Here is a 20,655-nt window from a genome sequence, read left to right on the forward strand (position 1 = left end):
GACGCGTGTAGTAGTTGTGCTATAATAGAAGAAAGATTGTAGAGAGGGACGTCTAGAACGTTCCTCTTATTTTTCGGAGGAGTTCGATTGGAAAAAAATCAAAGATTCAATAAAAATAAAATTATATCGTTTTTACCAGATGGAGATTTCTATCGTAAACGCGCCATGCAAGCGATGCAGCGTGAACAATTTTCGGATGCAGAGAAATATTATAAGCGCGCATTGGAATTGAATCCAGGTGATGCACTGACTCATATGGAGTATGGTGTATTCATTATGGAAGTCGGTCGTTTTGAAGATGCCTATGAACTGTTAAAAAAAGCGGATCAAATAGAACCGGAAAGTGAAGAAACTACATTCTATTTAGCTGAAGTTCATGCCCATCTTGGCTTGTTGCGTGAAGCCAAAAAGTATGCATTGAAGTATATTGGTTTGGCGCCTGAAGGTTTTTTTGTAGAGGAAGCGCATGAAATTTCCGAGTTCGCGGATCAAGAAGAAATGTTTCTTGAAGAAAGCGAAGATGTTGACGGAGAAGTATTAATTATGCAAGAAAAGGCTCGACGCATGATGGAAGATGGGAATTTTGAAGAAGCGATTGACGTGCTAGAAGGATTGCTTTTAGACTACCCAAAAACGTGGGCAGTCCACAATAACTTGGCATTGGCGTATTTCTATATCGGCAAAGAAAAGCATGCAGAAGACATATTGTATGATGTATTGCGTGAAGAGAAAGGAAATATTCATGCACTTTGTAATTTAGCTGTCTTTTTTTACTATGGTCGTAAAGAAGAAAAGCTTCAAAGTATGATGGAACTGTTGTCCAAAATCAAGCCGTATCAATTTGAGCACCGCTATAAACTAGGTGCGACATTTGCTTTAACGGGACGTTATGAGGAGGCGTATCACTGGCTACGCAGCCTACAAAAGCGTGGATTCCAAGGCGATGTCGGCTATTATTTCTGGTTAGCAAACGCTGCTTATTTCACTGGACATCGCAAAGTGGCGGAGCAGGCGTATGCGATGTTACTTGAAATGGATCCTTCCAAAGAAGGGTTTGAACCTTGGAAAACGACTGAAAACCATGTTGATATGGATTCATCTGAAGAAAACGTTGTGTTCTTAATCGAAAAGATTTCGAGTCCTCATAAAAGTGATCGAATGCTCGGTTTGTATTTATTAGGAAAGTCTTCACATATGCAAGAAATTTTATCCCATCCCGGCTATATTGTAATGGACGAATTAAGCGCTGCGGAACAGTTGTTTTTAGCACATAGTTTGGACTATGCGTTCATTGGAGAAAATGCGTTTGAGAAAGCTATGGAAAAAGCACTTGCTATTTGTGACTTGTTGTATGAACAGTATCAGCCACTAGATGAGCAAGGGACACAGCTGTTCCAGATGTGGTTCGCTTTATGTGAAAATGCATTAGGACAGGACTATGCTTTTAGGAATCCGAAAGCACTTGCTGCCTCTGCAGATTATATGTTCCAAATTTCACGCAATACGCCAGTGACAAAGAAAGCTCTAGCTGAAAAATATGGTATATCTGTAGCGACGTTGACGAAGTATATGCAGGAATTGATCGCGTATTTACCCGAATCGACTGACGAATGATGTTGTCTATATTGCTTTTAAGTTGAATTTATCTCGAATTTCTACTACGATTTCATTATAGTAATCGAACAAAGAACAATCGAAAAATGAGGGGGAACGAATAACATGTCAGAAGATAAAATTTATGACGTAATTATTGTAGGTGCAGGTCCAGCAGGTATGACGGCAGCAGTTTATACAGCACGTGGGAATATGTCTACACTAATGCTGGAAAGAGGTGTACCGGGCGGCCAGATGGCTAATACGGAAGATATCGAGAACTATCCAGGTTTCGAAACTATTTTAGGCCCTGACCTATCGACTAAAATGTTCGATCATGCGAAGCGTTTCGGTGCAGAATATGCATATGGAGATGTGACGAAGATTGAAGATGGCCGTGAATTTAAAACGGTTTATGTAGGCGACAAGAGCTATAAAGCACGTGCAATTATTTTGACGACAGGTGCAGAATACCGCAAGATGGGAATCCCGGGCGAAGCAGAATTAACGGGTCGCGGTGTGAGCTACTGTGCAGTTTGTGACGGTGCGTTCTTCCGTAATAAAGAGATTGTTGTTATTGGTGGAGGAGACTCCGCTGTTGAAGAAGGTACGTACTTAACGCGTTTTGCAAATAAAGTAACGATCATTCACCGTCGAGATGAATTACGTGCTCAAAAAATTGTTCAAGAGCGTGCATTTGCGAATGAAAAGATTGACTTCATTTGGAATACAACGGTCAAGCAAGTGAATGAAAAAGACGGCAAGATCGGGTCACTCACACTCGTATCAACAGAAGACGGTTCAGAGCGCGAGATGGAGACTGAGGGGATGTTCGTTTATATCGGACTCGATCCATTGACAGAGCCTTTCAAAGATCTTGGAATTTTGGACGACAATGGTTATATTGAAACGAATGATATTATGGAAACGAAAATTCCAGGAATCTATGCTGCAGGCGACGTGCGTGAGAAGTTATTGCGTCAGGTCGTAACAGCAACAGGCGACGGAAGCGTTGCTGCACAAGCGGCTCAGAAGTATATCGAAGAGTTGATGGATGAAGTAGAAGCTAAGGCTTAAGTGACTTATAGGTGAGTGGACTTAATAAGTCGTTCGGGATTTACGCTTAAAAGGGTATGTTTTCTGTAAGGGATGGCTTGGTGGTAGTTAAATAATAGTCGATTCCACAGAACCTATCCTAATTTCTTCTACTTATTCATTACGCGTGCATATAAGTTTTAACAATATAGCAACATTGTGGCTATTTGCGGTAAAAACTTCCGTAAATAGCCACCTTTTTTTATCGTTTTTTATGAAACCATTGTATACTAGTATTACATACGTGAAAAGTGGGGACTACCTATGCAAAAAATTGCTAATTTACTCGTCGTCAAAGACGGTCAAGTACTCTTGCTGAAGAAGCCTAGGCGTGGTTGGTATGTAGCGCCGGGCGGAAAGATAGATGAAGGCGAATCTATATATGATGCAGCAGTCCGTGAATTCGTTGAAGAAACAGGTGCACAGCCGATTCAACCGCATCTTAAAGGAATTTACACTATGATGATCATGGATGATGCTGGACAACAGCTAGTCAATGAGTGGCTTTTATTTACATTCGTTGCCCATGACTATTCTGGTGAATTATTAAAAACAACAGTCGAAGGTGAGCTTGAATGGCATCCGGTTGAAAGTCTGCATACACTACCTATGGCAGAAGGTGACCGTTCGAACTTACTATTTGCGGTCAATGAACTAGGTACACAATACGGAACATTTTATTATACAGAGCAATTTCGCTTATTGCGTGAATCACTACAACAATCAACGGAAGGTGAATAATAATGATGCAATCACAAGGCTCTAATGAATACGAAGTTGTGATTATTACGGGCATGTCAGGTGCAGGTAAAACTGTCGCGATGCAATGCTTCGAAGATATGGGTTTTTACTGTATCGATAATTTACCTCCTGAGTTATTTGTAACATTCTTGGATTTAATGATGAAATCTGACAATCAAATGAGACGAATTGCAGCAGTTATGGATACGCGTGGCGGAAGCTTATTTGACTCATTAATAACAGCGCTTGAAGGTTTGTTCAAGATGGAAGATGTTAAAGCGAGTTTGCTATTTTTGGATTCGAATGATGAAACACTCGTTAAGCGTTATAAAGAAACGCGTCGTTCACATCCTTTATCTGAAGGTGGCGTGTTGTTAGAAGGCATTCGTAAAGAGCGCATTTTACTAACAGAACTCAAAGGATTATCACGTTCGATTATTGATACTTCGTATTTAAAGCCTAAGGAGTTGCGTGAAAAGATTACACGTGAATTTTCTGAGGCAGGAGAGCCAAACTTTACGTTGAACTTTGTATCGTTTGGATTTAAACATGGAATGCCGATCGATGCGGATGTCGTATTCGATGTTCGATTTTTACCGAATCCATTTTATTTGGAAGAATTGCGTCCATTAACCGGCTTGAATTCGGAAGTGTCGGAATATGTTCTTAAGTGGAGCGATACGAAGGTACTAATTGAAAAGCTGACGGATTTATTCAGATTTTTAATTCCGCAATATAAACAAGAAGGTAAAGGTCAAGCAGTCATTGCATTTGGATGTACTGGCGGACAGCACCGTTCTGTAACGCTTGCCGAATATTTTACAGGTGTATTCCAAGAAGAGTATCCGACTCACGTTTCACATCGGGACGTTGAAAAAAGAAAGGGTTGACAGTCATATGCAATCCACTGGGATGAAACGCGTAGTCGTGTTCGGTGGCGGAACGGGGTTATCCAATATTCTTCGTGGCCTTAAGCGTTATCCAATAGGTTTAACGGCGATTGTGACTGTAGCAGATGATGGCGGCAGTTCTGGCCGTTTATTCGACCAATATGATATCCCGCCACCTGGGGATATAAGACAGGTTATGGCAGCGCTTTCAGACGTAGAGCCGCTGATCGAGAAAATGTTCCAGTATCGCTTCGAAGGAACAGATGATTTAAAAGGACATTCTCTAGGGAATTTAATGCTCACCGCATTGACGGAGATTACGGGAGATTTTGCCCGTGCGGTTGAACAAATGGGTGTTGTGCTCAATATTAAAGGGAAAGTTTTACCTGCAGCAAATCAGCGGATTACCTTGCATGCGGAGCTTGAAGATGGTTCAATTATTACAGGTGAATCTAAAATACCTCTCTATGGGAGGAAAATTCGCAATGTCTTTATTACTCCGCAAGATGTCAAACCATTGCCAGAAACTGCGGATACGATAAAAAAAGCAGATTTAATCGTTTTTGGTCCCGGAAGTCTGTATACTAGTACTTTGCCTACTATTTTGGTGAATGATATTCGAGAGGCTGTACTTAACAGTTCTGCGAAAAAAGTATATATAGGAAATTTGACGACGCAGCGGGGAGAAACTTATCGTTACACGGCTTCTGAACACGTTCAGGCGCTCTATGATCACGCTGGAGAACCTTTCCTTGACGCTGTCCTAGTAAATGATACTGAAGCGTTTAGACGTACTCACGGAATTAGTGGGAAATCGGAACCGTGGCTAGTCGAAAATGATTTGCAGCAACTACAGATGTTAGTTCCGGAAGTATTTGTTCAAGAGGTTGCCACGATTATGAATGGGAATATTGCTCACAAAACGATGGAAGTGGCAGATGTATTAATGAGGTATATAGAGAGAACGTAGAAGGCGTACAGATATGAAGATCGCCGAAGAGGGGGAATATCATGTCTTTTGCATCTAAAACTAAAAAAGAACTTACACAAATTGAAGCGGACGATTGTTGTACGAAAGCCGAAATAGCAGCCTTTATCCGTATGAATGGCGTCATGTCTTTTTCAAATAAACAATTGAGTCTTGATGTTCAAACAGAAAATGCGGCAATAGCCCGAAGACTTTATTCTAATTTGAAAAAGCTATATCCTTATAAAGTAGAGTTACTTGTACGGAAGAAAATGCGCTTGAAGAAAAATAATGTCTATATTTGTCGTATTCGAGAAGGCGCTAAGGATCTATTGGAAACGCTGTTCATCATGACGGATGACTTTCAAATGATTAATCGAATTGATCAGCAGCTCATTCTAGATGACTGCTGTGCACGCGCATACTTACGCGGAGCTTTCCTGGCAGGTGGTTCCGTTAATAATCCTGAGACTTCATCCTATCATTTGGAGATTTTCTCAAGTTATCAAGAACATAGTCAGTCACTGGTCGAGTTGATGAATCGCTATCAGCTGAATGCCAAGTCGATTGAACGAAAAAAAGGATTTATCGCTTATTTGAAAGAAGCGGAAAAAATCTCTGATTTCCTTGGAATCATTGGAGCACACGTCTCCCTAATGAAGTTTGAAGACGTTCGAATTATGCGAGATATGCGAAATAGCGTAAACCGATTAGTAAATTGTGAAACCGCCAATCTAAACAAAACGATTAGTGCAGCGCAAAGGCAAGTAGAAAATATTAAACTGATTGAACAGACAATCGGACTAGACCAACTACCGGACCGCCTACAAGAAATTGCTCAATTACGCGTAGACTATCAAGATGTTACGTTAAAAGAGCTAGGTGAATTAGTGACAGGTACACCTGTTAGTAAATCGGGAGTCAATCACCGGTTGCGAAAGATTGAGGAAATCGCAAAGAAATTGCGTGGAAACTAAAAGATAGTAGATCCTTCTGAAGAAGAGGAAGAAAAGGAGCATACGATATGGTAGAAAAAACAGTAAAAGTAGGTATTAAACCCGGATTACAAGCGAGACAGGCAGCTTTATTTGTACAGGAAGCGAATAAATACACGGCAGATATCTATTTGAAAAAAGATGAACGTCAAGTAAATGCGAAAAGCATCATGGGAATCATGAGTCTTGCAATCGCAAAGGGTACTGAAATCACATTGATGACAGATGGAATCGATGAAGACTTAGCGCTTCAGAATTTGTCTGAGTTAGTAGAAGCTGAATAATAAAAACCGATTCTTCTTTTTGGAAGAATCGGTTTTTATTATTGTTATTTTTTTGCGTTGCTACGTGTCATCACATGGTCGATTAAACCATATTCTTTTGCACGTTCAGCTGTCATGAAGTTATCACGATCTGTATCGCGTGCGATGACTTCGATTGGCTGACCTGTGCGATCTGCTAGAATTTGGTTTAGTTTCTCACGAAGATGCAAGATACGTTTTGCAGCAATCTCGATTTCAGTTGCTTGACCTTGTGCACCGCCGAGTGGTTGGTGAATCATGACTTCAGCGTTAGGTAATGCATAGCGCTTACCTTCTGTACCTGCTGTTAGCAAGAACGCACCCATAGAGGCTGCCATACCAACACAGATTGTTTGGATATCTGGTTTAATAAACTGCATTGTATCGTAGATCGCCATTCCAGCTGTAATGCTTCCACCTGGGCTATTAATATAAATGGAGATATCTTTGTCTGGATCTTCTGCCTCCAAGAATAAAAGCTGTGCCACGATTGAATTGGCAACATTGTCATCAATGCCGCTACCTAGCATGATAATCCGGTCTTTTAACAGGCGAGAGTAGATATCGTACGCCCGCTCACCACGGTTTGTCTGTTCAATTACTGTAGGAATTAGATTCAATGAAAGTTCCTCCTTTAAATACAATCTATTCGTTCGGTTGAAATCAATTTGGTATTTCAACTATAATTGTATTTTACATAAGTTGGTCAACAAAGGTCAAATGTTTCGCCTTAAAATAACATATTGCTTTTTATTCTATTCCGCGATATAATGGAAGATGTCTTTAAGACTGTTTTTTTATTTCGACAGTTACAGAATTACCTATTCCGACGAAAAATATACTCGTCCTCGTGGTGCAATGGATAGCACGTAAGCCTCCGAAGCTTAAAATGTGGGTTCGACTCCCGCCGAGGGCATACTTGCAATGATGTTATATAAGTTATTAGAAAAATTTAAAAGCATCAGTAGACGTTATGCACATTAACGACTACTGGTGCTTTTTTGAATATTCTAAGTTTAGTTGTATTCTTTACTTTGTAAGCATATTTTAGTGAGATAAGGGGGAAAGTCATAATAGACGTGGCAATGATGCAAGTAGTATGGAAAGGAGATAAATGATATGGGGGTACATCAATATTTTAAAAGCTTATCTGATTTGGAACAAATTATTCGTTGTCCAGGGAAATTCAAATTTCAAGAGCATTCAGTCGCAAGTCATTCATTTAAGGTAACAAAAATTGCTCAATTTCTTGGAACGGTCGAAGAGAAATGTGGGCAGAACGTAAATTGGAGAATTCTCTATGAAAAAGCGTTAAATCATGATTATCCAGAACTTTTCACAGGAGATATAAAAACACCTGTAAAATATGCATCAAAAGAATTGAAGAAGCTATTCAGTGATGTAGAAGAGGAAATGACTAGAAAGTTTGTGGAGAAAGAATTCCCGTCTGAGTTCCAAGCCATTTATTTAGAGCGATTGAAAGAAGGGAAAGATGAGACGTTGGAAGGACGTATTTTATCTGTTGCTGATAAAATCGATTTGCTCTATGAATCCTTTGGTGAAATTCAAAAGGATAATCCAGAACCATTGTTTTTAGAAATATTCGAAGAAGCGTTACGAACAATTTTGCTGTTTCAGGAAATGAACTGTGTAAAATATTTCTTGAAACATATTCTAACGGATATGCTCAATGAACGCTTTACGGAACATGACGAATTAGCGGGTATTGCCAAGCGGATTCTTGAAGAGTAGTAATACTAACTATAGAACGGAATAATCATTATATTTTTAGCGGCAAGATCTTTACATAGGATGGTAGATATTTGTGGCTAAAGTTACTTCGTTTAACGAATAATTTAGCGTGCAATTCATAAAAAAGAGAAGACACTCTCTTCCAATTGTAGGAATGTGCAGAGGTCTTCTCTTGTCATTTTTAAATGAGAATTACATTTACAAAGGCTTTTGATGTAATTAATTAAAAGGTATCAGACTTTAGAGCAAGGGATCCGCAGAAGTTATGTTGTCTAAAGTGTAAATGTGTTTCTTGTTATTTTTTGATGATGGTAGCAACGCCTTGACCGCCACCTATACATAAAGTTGCTAAACCATATGTTCCATTTTGACGCTGCAATTCGTGTACTAAAGTTACAAGAATTCTTGCTCCACTAGCGCCAACTGGGTGTCCTAATGCAATTGCTCCACCGTTCACATTTAAGATTTCATTTGGAAATTGCAGTTTTTTACCAACCGCTAAGGCTTGAGCCGCAAACGCTTCATTTGCTTCAATTAAACTTAAATCATCAATTGTAATGCCTGCCTTTGCTAGCGCTTTTTCTGTTGCAGGTACTGGACCTAATCCCATAACACTTGGATCAACCGCTGCACTCGCATTGGAGCAAATAGTAGCTAAAGGCGTGACACCAAGCTCTTCAGCTTTCCGACGGCTCATTACGAGAACAGCTGCCGCTCCGTCATTTATGCCAGATGCATTTCCAGCTGTTACGCTGCCATCTTTTTTGAAGGCTGGTCTTAACTTTTCCAGTTTTTCTTGTGTCGTACCTGATTTCACATATTCATCGGTATCAAAAATGATAGCGTCACCTTTGCGTTGTGGTATTTCTACAGGAACAATCTCGTTCTTAAATTTCCCTTCGGCTATTGCATTTGTCGCTTTTTCCTGACTCCAAACAGCGAAAGCATCCTGCTCCTCACGTGTTATAAGCTCCTGTTCACAAATGTTTTCTGCTGTAATTCCCATATGGTAATCGTTAGTAGCGCACCATAAACCATCATGAATCATACTATCAACTAGTTTTTGGTCACCCATACGCAAACCTTCTCTTGCTCCCATGGAAAGGTAAGGTGCCTGACTCATATTTTCCATTCCACCAGCAATGATGATATCCGCATCGCCTGTTAAAATTGCTTGTGAAGCTAGATGGACTGCCTTTAAACCCGAACCGCAAACTTTATTAATTGTTAATGCTGGAATATTGTTAGGCAATCCCGCATGAAGCGCTGCTTGCCTAGCGGGATTTTGTCCATTACCAGCTTGGAGTACATTGCCCATTATGACTTCATCCACTTGATTTTCATTAATTCCTGCTTGATCCAGTACGGCTTTAATAACAATCGAGCCTAATTGAACGGCACTAATATTTTTTAAACTACCTCCAAAATTCCCAATCGGTGTCCGTGCAGCGCTTACAATTACTATTTCGTTGTTAGACATCTGTGTATCCCCTTTTCTTTAATGAATTTTCTAAGACTTCAATAATCATCTTAGTCAAATTTTACATTATCATTACTTATGAGTAAAATGAATTAAAAGAATGAAACGTATAACTAATTAGAATAATAAGGTATATACTTTGGAAATGGAAGGGTTTACGAAGCTTTATTGCTGTAGTGAATTGCGGAGGCTTTTCAAACGTAGTAGAAAAAATATTTATTTCACGACCAGCATGAAGTAAATCAATAAATATTAACAGTTTTGAATTGTGAAAATCTATTGATTAGCAGAAGGATTTATGGTAATAATATTCTTATGAGATATTAGAATGAGGTAGGTGAGCCAGTTGACTAATCGAAGTTTAGTACCTGCCTTAGATTCTTCAATCGGGATATTAGAATTATTAGCTAAAGAAAAGTTTAAATCAGCGAACTTAACTGAAATATCAACAGAACTATCTATTAACAAAAGTACGTGTTTACGAATTCTGAGGGCACTTGAATTAAAGGGCTATGTGACTTTGGATGAGGGATTGAAAGTGTATTCTTTAGGCGTTTCCTTAATTGCTTTGGGAAAACACGCGATGGAAGTAAATGACTATATTGAAGTTGCTAGCACCTATTTAAAAGAGCTCGTAAAAACCGGACTTACATTTGTGCTAGTCAAACGTGTACGGGGGACGAACCTAATGTATATGGCTAAAGAAGAACCGCCATTAAAAGTTCGTGTAACCGTATCCACAGGAGAAGCTTTTCCAATTCCGGCAGGCGCGATAGGCAAATGTTTTCATGCTTTTTTGCCGGATAAAGAGGCCGATAGTATCATTGAAAACCTAATTGTTAGTAATCAACTTACGAAATATACGGGAACATCGAATACTTCCTTAAAACGTTTGAAAGAACAAATTCTTAAAATTCGCGAAGAAGGTATTGCGGAATGTCATGATGAATATTCGCTCGATATTTCAGCATACGCTGTTCCCATATTTGATAATAGTGGGAATATCATATTGGCGTTAGGTTCGTATATGCCGAAATCATTACTAGGGCAAATAGAGGTAGAAAAATTAAAATCGATTATGAAATCGACAGCAAAAGAAATGACGGAAGCAATTTCAACGTTAGTGTAATAGAGAAATGTATAAACATACCCCGCATGGATATCATTCCGTGCAGGGTATTTTTATATGTGAATTAATATCTAGAATGCTCTTTTAATCATAGTTCTAAACCTAATCAGTGTTTCATCACTGAACAGATTAAAGTTTTCAACATATGCGTGAAAGTGAGTATCTCAGTTTTGATAAATAGATTACACGAAGGAACATAGTTGGCTTTGGCTTATTTCTTGGCGTGGTTGTTCTATATTTTAACAGTAAATGAAAGAGCCAAGCCTTATAAAGAGAACAGCTTATTTGCGTACATTTAATGAACGTTTACTTATGTTCGCTGAATTTTTTATTAGCTTCTAATAAACGGTTTGACGTATAATTTTAGTAGGAGATGATAGAATGACAATCAGCAGAAAAGATTACTTACAAAAGATCATTAAGGTACACGAACGGTTACTTATCGCTTCAGAGGAATATGAAGGAATATCTGAAGAATACATCCTAAAGCAAGAGCTAGATATTGAAGCGATGAAAGAACAATGGCTTGTAAAAGTTGAAGAATTCAAGCAAATCCTCGCTGATATGAATGCGCTGGAAGTTCCAAATGCCTTTGAAACGGAAGGCGAAGAACTCAAAGTTGCTTATGGGCAATTTGTTAGCTGTGTAGAAGAAAAGACACATAAATTCAGTATCGAAACAATGGAAAGTGGAGAACTGGATGCAATTCAAGAAGCGGAAGTCGAAGCAGCGGAAGAAATAGAAGACGTAATCCAACGTATGTTTGATAAATAATAGGACTAGTAAAAAACTGTAGACGTACTCGGAGAACGAGAGTGTCTACAGTCTTTTATTTTGTGTCATACACGTGTCAACTAGGTTTACCGCCCGATGCTGAAATTCGGAACCACTTACCCCGTATTCTCTTACACAGTTGGTTGACCAGTAGACAGCTTAACGCTCTTTACTTAACTCATCATGAATCAAATCCATATTGTATTTCAAATACTTCACATACGTATCAATCTCATCACCAGGATTACCGATTTCATCCGAATAGATTTTCTTCTCTGCGATTGGAACACCAGACTCGTTGGAAACAGTTTCCATTGGACGTGGGTCTACGTTCGATTCTACAAATAACACGGGAACTTTGTGTTCTTGGATATAGTGAATAAGCTCTTTGATCTGCTTCGGTGAACCATTTTCTTCTGTATCAATTTCCCAGATGAATGCTTCTTTCAATCCGTAGTGATCGTTTAAGTATTGGAAAGCACGCTCGCTCGTAACAAGTACACGGTTTTCCTCAGGAATTGTAGAAATACGCTCAGCGAATTCCATATCCAATTCTTTTAGACGATTGACATACTCATCACCTTGCTCTTTAATTTTCTCGCTATTTTTCGGGTCCTTTTCTATCAATGCATCTCGCATAGCTTCTGCCATCTTAACACCGACAGCTGGATCGATAAACGCGTGTGGATTAATTTCTTCCTCTGTACCATCTTCTCCGCCGATATACATTGGCTCTACTTGCTCAGTCAAACTATAGATATTTTCATCTTTCTGATTAACGGAATCCATCATCTTGAAGAACCAACCTTTTTCTCCGCCTTCAAGGTTTAAACCATTATAGAACAAAATATCTGCGTCAGTAGCTGCTTTAATATCATTTGGCAGTGGCTCGTATTCGTGTGGATCAGTTCCAGATGGTACTAAATTGTAAACATCTACAAAGTCTCCACCGATTTCACGTGCCATATCTGCAATAATTGTAAAGGATGTAACGACCTTTAGTTTTTCATCAGACGTCTTGTCGCCAGTGTCTTTATTGTCTTCGCTAGCGTCATTACCGCATGCTGCTAACATAAATACAGCGAGCAGTGGCAGACCTAGCCATTTTACTAAGTTTTTCATGAATTTCATTCTACTCCTTTGTGGATATACTCATTAGATTAATTACCTATAGTAATCGATTTGCGTTTAGACATCGTCCGAATTTTGCTGATGACGACTCCTTGTTTAGGCGAGAACAGGAATGCCAAGATGAATAGGGCAGTCGTTGCGAGTGCAATGACGGGACCTGATGGCATGTTGTATAAGAAACTAAAATATAACCCGACAATGGATGACAGTGCCCCGAAAAACGCAGCAAGTACGACCATGACGGATAGGCGGTTCGTTAAGAGATACGCCGTAGATGCAGGTGTGATCAATAATGATACGACCAAAATAACGCCAACTGTCTGTAATGAAGCGACAGTAACTAGTGTTAGTAAAAACATGATGCTGTAATGAATCATTCGTGTCTTTAGTCCGTAGGCGGCTGCCATCGTTTCATCAAAGCTAGAAACGAGTAGTTCCTTGAAGAATAAAATAACGACGAAAATGACGACGGCGCCAATGATCAGTGTCAGCCACATATCCGAAGATCGAACGGATAGGACGTTTCCGAAAAGAATTTGTGTTAGATCCGTTGCACTTCCCGCTTGTGTGATCAAGATGATACCGAGTGCGAAAAACGCGGAAAAGACGATACCGATTGAAGAGTCATTCTTGATCCGGCTGTTTTGTGAAATTGCGCCAATACTGAATGCCGTTAAGATACCTGTAAACACGGCACCATAGAAATAGTTGATGCCGAGCATATAAGAAATCGCGACACCTGGAAGAACTGCATGAGAAATAGCGTCTCCCATCAACGCCATTCCGCGAAGTATGATAAAGCAACCAATGACTCCACAGATGATCCCGACCATGATGGACGTGATAAATGCTTTTTGTAAAAAGCTATAGTTCATTAAATCTTGAATAAATTCCATTACATTGAAACCTCCAAGCCGTCAAGCATGAACTGTCGATTATATGCTTTCGTCATATTGCTAGACTGGAACACTTGGTTCACAGAGCCCGCATCGATCAATTCTTTATTGATTAACACTAATCCATCAAAATAACTTTTCACTTTCGATAAGTCATGGTGTACGACGAAGATGATTTTTCCAGCTTCACGTAATTCGCGCAAGATGTTAATGATGATTTCTTCACTGGAAACATCAATTCCAACAAACGGTTCATCCAAGAAGAAGTAATCTGCTTTTTGTGCAAGTGCCCGTGCTAAAAATACACGCTGTTGTTGTCCACCAGATAACTCGCCGATTTGACGATTAGCAAATTCCTCCATGCCTACTTGTTTCAAGCATTCCATTGCCCATTCTTTATCAGCTTTTCTTGGTCGGCGCAATATGCCAATTTTCGGATAGGTGCCAAGTAAGACCGTATCCTTTACAACAATAGGAAAGTTCCAGTCAATATTTGAGCGTTGAGGAACATACGCAATTTGCTTACGCATTTCATCGATAGTCTTACTTCCGATTTTGACAGAACCGTGATCTTTATGGATTAAGCCAAGCATGGCCTTCATTAATGTTGATTTACCGGCACCGTTAGGACCGAGAACCCCAATTAAACTGGAAGGTCCAAATGAAAAGGATACATCTTTTACTACTTCATTTCCGTCATACGATACACTGATGTGCTCGACTGTTATCGGTTCAATCATTCTGTCTCCTCCTTTTTTTTCCCTCGTGCAACATTTAGATAAATAAAAACCGGTTAGATCGTTAGTTTATAAAGAATATACACTTATTAGTTTCCTTCATGCAACTCTAGTGCTTGATTAGGACTATATTGTTTCCCTCATGCAACTTTTAATAGTATAACGTACTAAAAATAAGCTGTAAAGAATAAAATGAAAGATATTCTCACATGTTAATAAAATAGGGGATTTTAGTTGCGAAACTATCCTATAGTTATTAGCATATTCAGCTGCAATGAATACGTACAAGATGATTACCTAGTAGATGTCACAGTATTTTTTATTAAACAGACAAAACAGAAGTTTGGCAGGTTAAAGATTATGGGTAAGTACATACTAAATAGATGGTTGAAAGGAGTAGTTGTGGATGAAGAAGATCGCAGCACCGCTCATAGTCGTCATTATTCTAGTTGTCATCGCCGCAATCATGATTGTTCCAAGCTATAATAAATTAGTAAATCTAGAAGAAGATGTGGATCAATCATATGCGCAAATCGAAACCCAGTTACAACGAAGAGTGGATTTAATCCCGAATTTAGTTAATACGGTAAAGGGGTATGCGGCACATGAAAAAGAAGTCATTGATAATATCGCAAACGCGCGTAGTAAAATGGCTGGAGCACAAGGACCAGAAGAACAAGCAGCTGCGGATTCAGAGCTTTCGAGTGCGTTGAGTAGGTTATTAGTCGTAGTCGAAAACTACCCTGACTTGAAAGCGAACCAAAACTTCCAAGCATTGATGGATGAATTGGCGGGTACGGAAAACCGAATCGCGGTGGCGCGTAAAGATTATAACGATGTAGTGTCTGAATTCAATCGGAGAGTAAAACGTTTCCCGGGGAAAATTATCGCATCGATGTTTGGTTTTGATGAAAAAGAATACTTTAAAGCGGTCGAAGGGGCGCAACAACCGCCAGCAGTCGATTTCGGGAATGACACGAAGTGAGGAATCGCTTCTGCATGTTTGTTGCAGTTCTGCTAATCGCCCTGATCGGCACTGCAACACCTGCGCATGCGGTTTCTGAAGTCGTGGTGGATGACGCAGAAATTCTATCGCCACAACAAGAAGCGGAACTGAAAGATTATGGCCTTCGTTTACAACAGGCGACAAAAGCCGAGTTTGCTGTTCGTACGGTGTATTCACTTGAAGGCGTGCCGGTGGAAGAGTATGCAGTTCGAAAACTTCGGGAATTGAAGTTAGGCGATGCCAAGATGAATAACGGTGCGCTTTTAATCGTTTCTACTGAAAAAGATGAGGCTATTGGAATCAATCGCGAATTCTACCTAACTACAGGTTACGGCTTAGAAGGTGCGCTTCCAGACGGTAAAATTGGACGCATCATCGACGAAGTAGCTATGCCTTATTTGAGAAACGAACAACCTGATTTGGCTATTATGGAAGCTTATAAAGCTTTCTACAATGAAATCGCAGCGGAATATGGATTAGAAGGTGATGTGTTACCGGTTGTCTATGCTGAATCTCAAGAAGAGCCAGGTATTCCATCGTTCGTCGTTGTCCTTATTGTGATATTTCTTCTCTATCGTATGTTTAAGGGGGGAGGCGGACGAGGCGGCGGTCCAGGTGGCAGATCCCGTGGCGGCCCTATATTCTTCCCAGGTTCAATGGGTGGAGGTAGTGGCGGTGGTTTCAGCGGTGGTGGAGGTGGCTTCGGAGGCGGCGGTTCCGGTGGCGGAGGCGGTGCTGGACGAAGTTGGTAATGTGTTTGAATTAATTGCAAGTACTGAGAGTGGATATGCTCTTAGTACTTGTTTTTTGATTGGTGTTGAGGTTTTTTTCTGGGTTATGAGCGCGTGGTGAGTCTCTATGATCGTTTGCGGGATTCTATGAGCGCGTGGTGAGTCTCTATGATCGTTTGCGGGATTCTATGAGCGCGTGGTGAGTCTCTATGATCGTTTGCGGGATTCTATGAGCGCGTGGGGGGGTTCAATGATCGTTTGCGGCGTTCTATGAGCGCGTGGCGGGTCTCTATGATCGTTTGTGGCGTTCTATGAGCGCGTGGTGAGTTTCCATGATCGTTTGCGGCGTTCTATGAGCGCGTGGTGAGTCTCTATGATCGTTTGCGGCGTTCTATGAGCGCGTGGTGAGTCTCTATGATCGTTTGCGGCGTTCTATGAGCGCGTGGCGGGTTTCTATGATCGTTTGTGGTGTTCTATGAGCGCGTGGCGAGTTTCCATGATCGTTTGTGGTATTCTATGATCGCGTGGGGGGGTTCCATGATCGCGGGTCGCAAATCTATGATCACGCCGCACACCAGACATGCTATTAATTGATTGTCAGCACTACTTTCTTTACTATAAATAAAAACAGACACTAATTCCTGAGGTGATTCAGATGAAATTCAAGTTTTACACGAGACCCGATTGTCCGCTGTGTGTAGAAGCGGAGCAAATGCTACGTTTGGTCGCAGAAGATTACGCCGTCGAATGGGAGACATTTAATATAGAAGAAGATGATGAAATTCATGAAAAATACATGCTGATGATTCCGGTCCTTGAACGAAACGGTGAGGTTGTATTGTACGGAAAAATTGGCTACATCGATATTTTGGAAATAATTGCATGTTGAAAGCGCTTTCTTTGTTGTGTTTCAATTCAATAAATGCTATAATCACGTTATAGTATTTTTTTATCGTCAGTGGGACATGATAATTAACGAGGGATCAAAAACAGCCCACCTGAAAAGAGTGATGTAATTGAATTTATCATTTAATGAAGCACAACTCGCACTTGTACCTGAGCTTTCTACATTAATCGAACAACGTTATCGTATGCTGAAGTTGATTAAGGTATCAGGTCCGGTCGGCAGACGAACACTTAGTTCTATGTCCGGCTATTCCGAACGTGAAACGCGAACAATGCTTGAATTATTAAAAGAGCAAGACCTTGTGAATATTGCAAAAGAAGGCGTATCGGTCACAAATAAAGGTATAGAAGTACTCTTTGTCTTACATGATACGATTGAAGAAAAATCAGGTAGATACCAATTGGCAAATGACCTGACGCGGCGATTAGCTATCCAAAAAGTCCATGTAGTAGAAGGTGACTCGGATCGTTCAGAGTTAACAAAGCAACTTCTCGGCATGCAGACAGCGAAGCAATTCCGTACGCACATTCAAAATCACAAAATCGTGGCGGTCACAGGCGGTAGTTCAGTAGCGGCCATTCCACCTTTCATGCAGAAAGATGATTGTTCCGATGTATTATTCATCGCGGCAAGAGGCGGAGTAGGGGAAGAACTTGGTTTACAGGCGAATATGATTGCGGCTTCCTTTGCTGAGGCTTGCAATGCATCTTACAAAGCGTTTTATTACCCCGACACTCTAAGTGAAGAGGCACATGCGGTATTCCAGCATGAGCCGGCCGCGATAGAGATGTTGGAATTATATAGCAAGACAGAATGTGTCATACACGGTATTGGCGATGCTTCTAAAATGGCGCTGTTGCGAAATTCATCGGACGAAGAACAGCAAATTCTTGTTGAACGTCAAGCGAAGGGTGAGGCATTCGGCTTTTATTTCGATCAACAAGGTGAAATTGTTCATCGAATTCGCACAGTCGGTATCCAGATTGAGCAGTTGCAACAAGTTCCTTTGCTATTTGCAGTGGCGGGAGGCGCAAGTAAAGCACAAGCTATTCTATCTTATTTAGCGAGTGCGCCACCCCAAACGATTTTAATAACAGATGAAGCGGCTGCAGAGGAAATGTTGGCGCTGTTATAAAAAAGGATTTTACCGCCCGCAATGGGCAAACATATAATAACAACTTATACGGAGGCGATTTATTATGACAGTAAAATTAGCGATTAATGGATTTGGACGAATTGGACGAGTAGTTTTGCGTGAAACGTTGAAAACAGAAGATCTAGAAGTCGTAGCAATCAATGACTTGACCGACGCTGCGATGCTTGCTCACTTACTGAAATATGATTCTGTACACGGTATTTTAGATGCAGACGTACAATCAGATGAATCTACATTACTTGTCAACGATAAAAAAGTGAAAGTATTTGCAGAAAAAGACCCTGCGAATCTGCCGTGGAAAGAATTAGGCGTAGATATCGTCATCGACTGTACAGGCGTATTCCGCGATACAAAATCACTACAAAAACATATCGATGCAGGCGCTAAGAAAGTCATTCTATCGGCTCCGGCTAAAGGTGATATGACGACGCTAGTGATGGGTGTCAATGAAGAAATATACGATGCAGCAAACGACCATATCGTGTCCAATGCATCTTGTACAACAAACTGTCTAGCGCCAGTCGTAAAAGTATTGAATGATGCATTCGGTATTAAACGTGGCATGATGACGACAATTCACTCCTACACAAATGATCAGCGCATCTTAGATTTACCTCACGAAGACTATAGACGTGCGCGTGCGGCTGGCGAGTCCATGATTCCAACGACTACTGGTGCGGCATCTGCTGTAACGAAAGTCATTCCTGAACTAAAAGGGAAACTAGATGGCATGGCTGTGCGTGTGCCGACTCCGAACGTTTCACTTGTAGACTTTGTGACAGAATTAAATACAAATGTCACAGTTGAGCAAGTTAATGAAGTGTTGAAAAAAGCGTCTGAAAACGAGTTGAAAGGGTACTTACACTTCAGCGAATTGCCTTTAGTTTCTATTGATTACAATGGCAATACCGCATCATCAACAGTTGACGGGCTCTCTACAATGGTCATGGAAGGAAATATGGTGAAAGTTATTTCTTGGTATGATAACGAATCAGGCTACTCTGCACGTTGTATTGATTTAGCTCGTTACATGCAGAAACAAGGTCTATAAATCGACAATTCATACGAATCTATCATTTATCATAGCCAATCTACTGGTAACCCATTATAATGAATAAATATGGGTGAGAGGAACGGAGAAACCCGTTCCTCTTTTTATATTATCTCGGAGGAGGATTTATCCATGAAGTTGAAAAAAACGATTAGAGATATCGAATTAAACGGCAAGCGCGTATTTTGTCGTGTGGATTTTAACGTACCAATGGAAGACGGTAAAGTAACAGATGATACACGAATTCGTGCCGCATTGCCGACAATTGAGTATATGACAGGTAAAGGGGCGAAAGTCATTTTAGCTAGTCACTTAGGTCGTCCAAAAGGTGAAGTCAAAGAAGATATGCGTTTGACACCAGCTGGGGATAAATTGTCTGAACTTCTTGGTAAACCAGTACGTAAATTAGACGCTTCAATTGGGGAAGAAGTAGAACAAGCGATTGCTCAGATGAAAGACGGCGAAGTCATTTTGCTTGAAAACGTTCGCTTTAATCCAGGAGAAGAAAAAAATGATGCAGAACTATCGAAGAAATTTGCGAATCTTGCAGATGTTTTCGTCAATGATGCATTCGGAACAGCGCACCGTGCACACGCATCAACTGCCGGTATTGCACAATACATACCAGGTGTTCTTGGCTTCTTGCTTGAAAAGGAACTTGACGTTCTTGGTAAAGCATTGTCAGATCCTGAACGACCTTTCACCGCGATTATCGGTGGAGCGAAAGTAAAAGATAAAATCGGTGTAATTGACAACTTATTGGATAAAGTCGACAACCTCTTGATCGGTGGCGGACTATCGTATACATTCACGCGTGCACAAGGTCATCAGACAGGCGATTCTTTAGTAGAAGAAGATAAAGTCGAATTGGCGAAGTCGTTCATTGAAAAAGCAGAGCAGAAAGCAGTGAATCTGTACTTGCCGACAGATGCAGTTGTTGCGAATGCGTTTTCAGTAGATGCAGAGACGAAAACTGTGTCAGTAGATGCAATTACAGAAGGTTGGATGGGTCTTGATATTGGACCCGAAACAGCTGAACGTTATAAGCAAGTGATTAAAGACTCGAAGTTCGTTATTTGGAACGGGCCGATGGGTGTCTTCGAAATGGAACCTTTTGCGAACGGTACAAAAGCGGTTGCAGATGCGATGGCAGAAACATATGCCTATACTGTAATTGGTGGGGGAGACTCTGCAGCAGCAGTTGAGAAGTTTGAAGTGGCAGAAAACATGGACCACGTATCGACTGGTGGCGGTGCTTCACTTGAGTTCATGGAAGGCAAGGAACTACCAGGAGTAGCTGTATTACAAGATCGAGAATAGGA

General features: G+C 40.5%; 21 protein-coding genes and 1 tRNA gene. 17 read left to right on the forward strand and 5 right to left on the reverse strand.

Annotation, left to right across the window (positions count from 1 at the left end; genetic code table 11):
- Window positions 1-87 precede the first annotated feature (87 nt).
- The 7 genes from ORD22_RS09270 (at window position 88) to ORD22_RS09300 (ending at window position 6,565) form a co-directional block, all read left to right on the forward strand.
- The gene (locus ORD22_RS09270; protein WP_317645663.1) at window positions 88-1,614 is read left to right on the forward strand and encodes a tetratricopeptide repeat protein; all 1,527 of its coding nucleotides are present in this window, start codon (window positions 88-90) and stop codon (window positions 1,612-1,614) included.
- A gap of 105 nt (window positions 1,615-1,719) precedes the next feature.
- Window positions 1,720-2,670: a thioredoxin-disulfide reductase gene (gene trxB, locus ORD22_RS09275; protein WP_317645664.1), complete on the forward strand. Its 951-nt coding sequence runs from the start codon at window positions 1,720-1,722 to the stop codon at window positions 2,668-2,670.
- Between the two features lie 282 nt (window positions 2,671-2,952).
- Window positions 2,953-3,429, forward strand: a complete 477-nt coding sequence (locus ORD22_RS09280; RefSeq protein WP_317645665.1) for an 8-oxo-dGTP diphosphatase — start codon at window positions 2,953-2,955, stop codon at window positions 3,427-3,429.
- Window positions 3,430-3,431: 2 nt separating this feature from the next.
- The gene (gene rapZ / locus ORD22_RS09285) at window positions 3,432-4,319 is read left to right on the forward strand and encodes an RNase adapter RapZ (protein WP_411567639.1); all 888 of its coding nucleotides are present in this window, start codon (window positions 3,432-3,434) and stop codon (window positions 4,317-4,319) included.
- A gap of 22 nt (window positions 4,320-4,341) precedes the next feature.
- On the forward strand, window positions 4,342-5,289 hold the full coding sequence (locus ORD22_RS09290; RefSeq protein WP_317645667.1) for a gluconeogenesis factor YvcK family protein: 948 nt from the start codon (window positions 4,342-4,344) through the stop codon (window positions 5,287-5,289).
- 41 nt (window positions 5,290-5,330) lie between these two features.
- The gene (whiA, locus tag ORD22_RS09295; protein ID WP_317645668.1) at window positions 5,331-6,263 is read left to right on the forward strand and encodes a DNA-binding protein WhiA; all 933 of its coding nucleotides are present in this window, start codon (window positions 5,331-5,333) and stop codon (window positions 6,261-6,263) included.
- Window positions 6,264-6,310: 47 nt separating this feature from the next.
- The gene (locus ORD22_RS09300; protein WP_317645669.1) at window positions 6,311-6,565 is read left to right on the forward strand and encodes an HPr family phosphocarrier protein; all 255 of its coding nucleotides are present in this window, start codon (window positions 6,311-6,313) and stop codon (window positions 6,563-6,565) included.
- Between the two features lie 44 nt (window positions 6,566-6,609).
- Here ORD22_RS09300 and clpP read toward each other — a convergent pair whose 3' ends face one another.
- Window positions 6,610-7,203, reverse strand: coding sequence for an ATP-dependent Clp endopeptidase proteolytic subunit ClpP (gene clpP / locus ORD22_RS09305; protein WP_317645671.1), 594 nt, complete (start codon window positions 7,201-7,203; stop codon window positions 6,610-6,612).
- A gap of 224 nt (window positions 7,204-7,427) precedes the next feature.
- Between clpP and ORD22_RS09310 the strand changes: the two genes are divergently transcribed.
- Window positions 7,428-7,499, forward strand: a tRNA-Arg gene (locus ORD22_RS09310).
- 203 nt (window positions 7,500-7,702) lie between these two features.
- Entirely contained in the window at window positions 7,703-8,335 is a 633-nt protein-coding gene (locus ORD22_RS09315; RefSeq protein ID WP_317645673.1) for an HD domain-containing protein, read from the forward strand.
- Window positions 8,336-8,630: 295 nt separating this feature from the next.
- On the opposite strand, the gene ORD22_RS09320 is transcribed toward ORD22_RS09315, so the two are convergent.
- Window positions 8,631-9,815, reverse strand: a complete 1,185-nt coding sequence (locus tag ORD22_RS09320) for an acetyl-CoA C-acetyltransferase (protein ID WP_317645674.1) — start codon at window positions 9,813-9,815, stop codon at window positions 8,631-8,633.
- A gap of 346 nt (window positions 9,816-10,161) precedes the next feature.
- Between ORD22_RS09320 and ORD22_RS09325 the strand changes: the two genes are divergently transcribed.
- On the forward strand, window positions 10,162-10,944 hold the full coding sequence (locus ORD22_RS09325) for an IclR family transcriptional regulator (protein ID WP_317645677.1): 783 nt from the start codon (window positions 10,162-10,164) through the stop codon (window positions 10,942-10,944).
- Between the two features lie 381 nt (window positions 10,945-11,325).
- Window positions 11,326-11,718, forward strand: a complete 393-nt coding sequence (locus ORD22_RS09330; protein ID WP_317645679.1) for a hypothetical protein — start codon at window positions 11,326-11,328, stop codon at window positions 11,716-11,718.
- Window positions 11,719-11,877: 159 nt separating this feature from the next.
- On the opposite strand, the gene ORD22_RS09335 is transcribed toward ORD22_RS09330, so the two are convergent.
- From ORD22_RS09335 to ORD22_RS09345, 3 genes are read right to left on the reverse strand one after another with little or no spacing between them, the layout of a single operon-like run.
- Window positions 11,878-12,840 carry a metal ABC transporter solute-binding protein, Zn/Mn family gene (locus tag ORD22_RS09335; RefSeq protein WP_317645681.1) on the reverse strand — a complete coding sequence of 321 codons (963 nt, stop codon included), beginning with the start codon at window positions 12,838-12,840 and terminating at the stop codon, window positions 11,878-11,880.
- A gap of 38 nt (window positions 12,841-12,878) precedes the next feature.
- Window positions 12,879-13,745, reverse strand: coding sequence for a metal ABC transporter permease (locus ORD22_RS09340; RefSeq protein WP_317645683.1), 867 nt, complete (start codon window positions 13,743-13,745; stop codon window positions 12,879-12,881).
- Window positions 13,745-14,485, reverse strand: a complete 741-nt coding sequence (locus tag ORD22_RS09345; protein WP_317645685.1) for a metal ABC transporter ATP-binding protein — start codon at window positions 14,483-14,485, stop codon at window positions 13,745-13,747. Before ORD22_RS09345 ends, ORD22_RS09340 begins: the two co-directional genes overlap by 1 nt.
- A 403-nt stretch (window positions 14,486-14,888) precedes the next feature.
- On the opposite strand from ORD22_RS09345, the gene ORD22_RS09350 reads away from it, so the two are divergent.
- The 6 genes from ORD22_RS09350 to ORD22_RS09375 all read left to right on the forward strand — a co-directional run bounded on the left by ORD22_RS09350 (window position 14,889) and on the right by ORD22_RS09375 (window position 20,653).
- On the forward strand, window positions 14,889-15,467 hold the full coding sequence (locus ORD22_RS09350) for a LemA family protein (protein ID WP_317645687.1): 579 nt from the start codon (window positions 14,889-14,891) through the stop codon (window positions 15,465-15,467).
- Between the two features lie 14 nt (window positions 15,468-15,481).
- On the forward strand, window positions 15,482-16,240 hold the full coding sequence (locus tag ORD22_RS09355; RefSeq protein WP_317645688.1) for a TPM domain-containing protein: 759 nt from the start codon (window positions 15,482-15,484) through the stop codon (window positions 16,238-16,240).
- 634 nt (window positions 16,241-16,874) lie between these two features.
- Window positions 16,875-17,108 carry a glutaredoxin family protein gene (locus tag ORD22_RS09360; RefSeq protein WP_317645689.1) on the forward strand — a complete coding sequence of 78 codons (234 nt, stop codon included), beginning with the start codon at window positions 16,875-16,877 and terminating at the stop codon, window positions 17,106-17,108.
- A gap of 127 nt (window positions 17,109-17,235) precedes the next feature.
- A complete protein-coding gene (locus ORD22_RS09365; protein ID WP_317645690.1) occupies window positions 17,236-18,261 on the forward strand; it encodes a sugar-binding transcriptional regulator in 1,026 nt (341 codons plus the stop codon).
- Between the two features lie 64 nt (window positions 18,262-18,325).
- Window positions 18,326-19,333 carry a type I glyceraldehyde-3-phosphate dehydrogenase gene (gap, locus tag ORD22_RS09370; protein WP_317645692.1) on the forward strand — a complete coding sequence of 336 codons (1,008 nt, stop codon included), beginning with the start codon at window positions 18,326-18,328 and terminating at the stop codon, window positions 19,331-19,333.
- A gap of 132 nt (window positions 19,334-19,465) precedes the next feature.
- Window positions 19,466-20,653, forward strand: coding sequence for a phosphoglycerate kinase (locus ORD22_RS09375; RefSeq protein ID WP_317645694.1), 1,188 nt, complete (start codon window positions 19,466-19,468; stop codon window positions 20,651-20,653).
- The last annotated feature ends 2 nt before the right edge of the window (window positions 20,654-20,655 follow it).

It is taken from the genome of Sporosarcina sp. GW1-11, from assembly GCF_033088395.1.
Taxonomy (GTDB): domain Bacteria; phylum Bacillota; class Bacilli; order Bacillales_A; family Planococcaceae; genus Sporosarcina.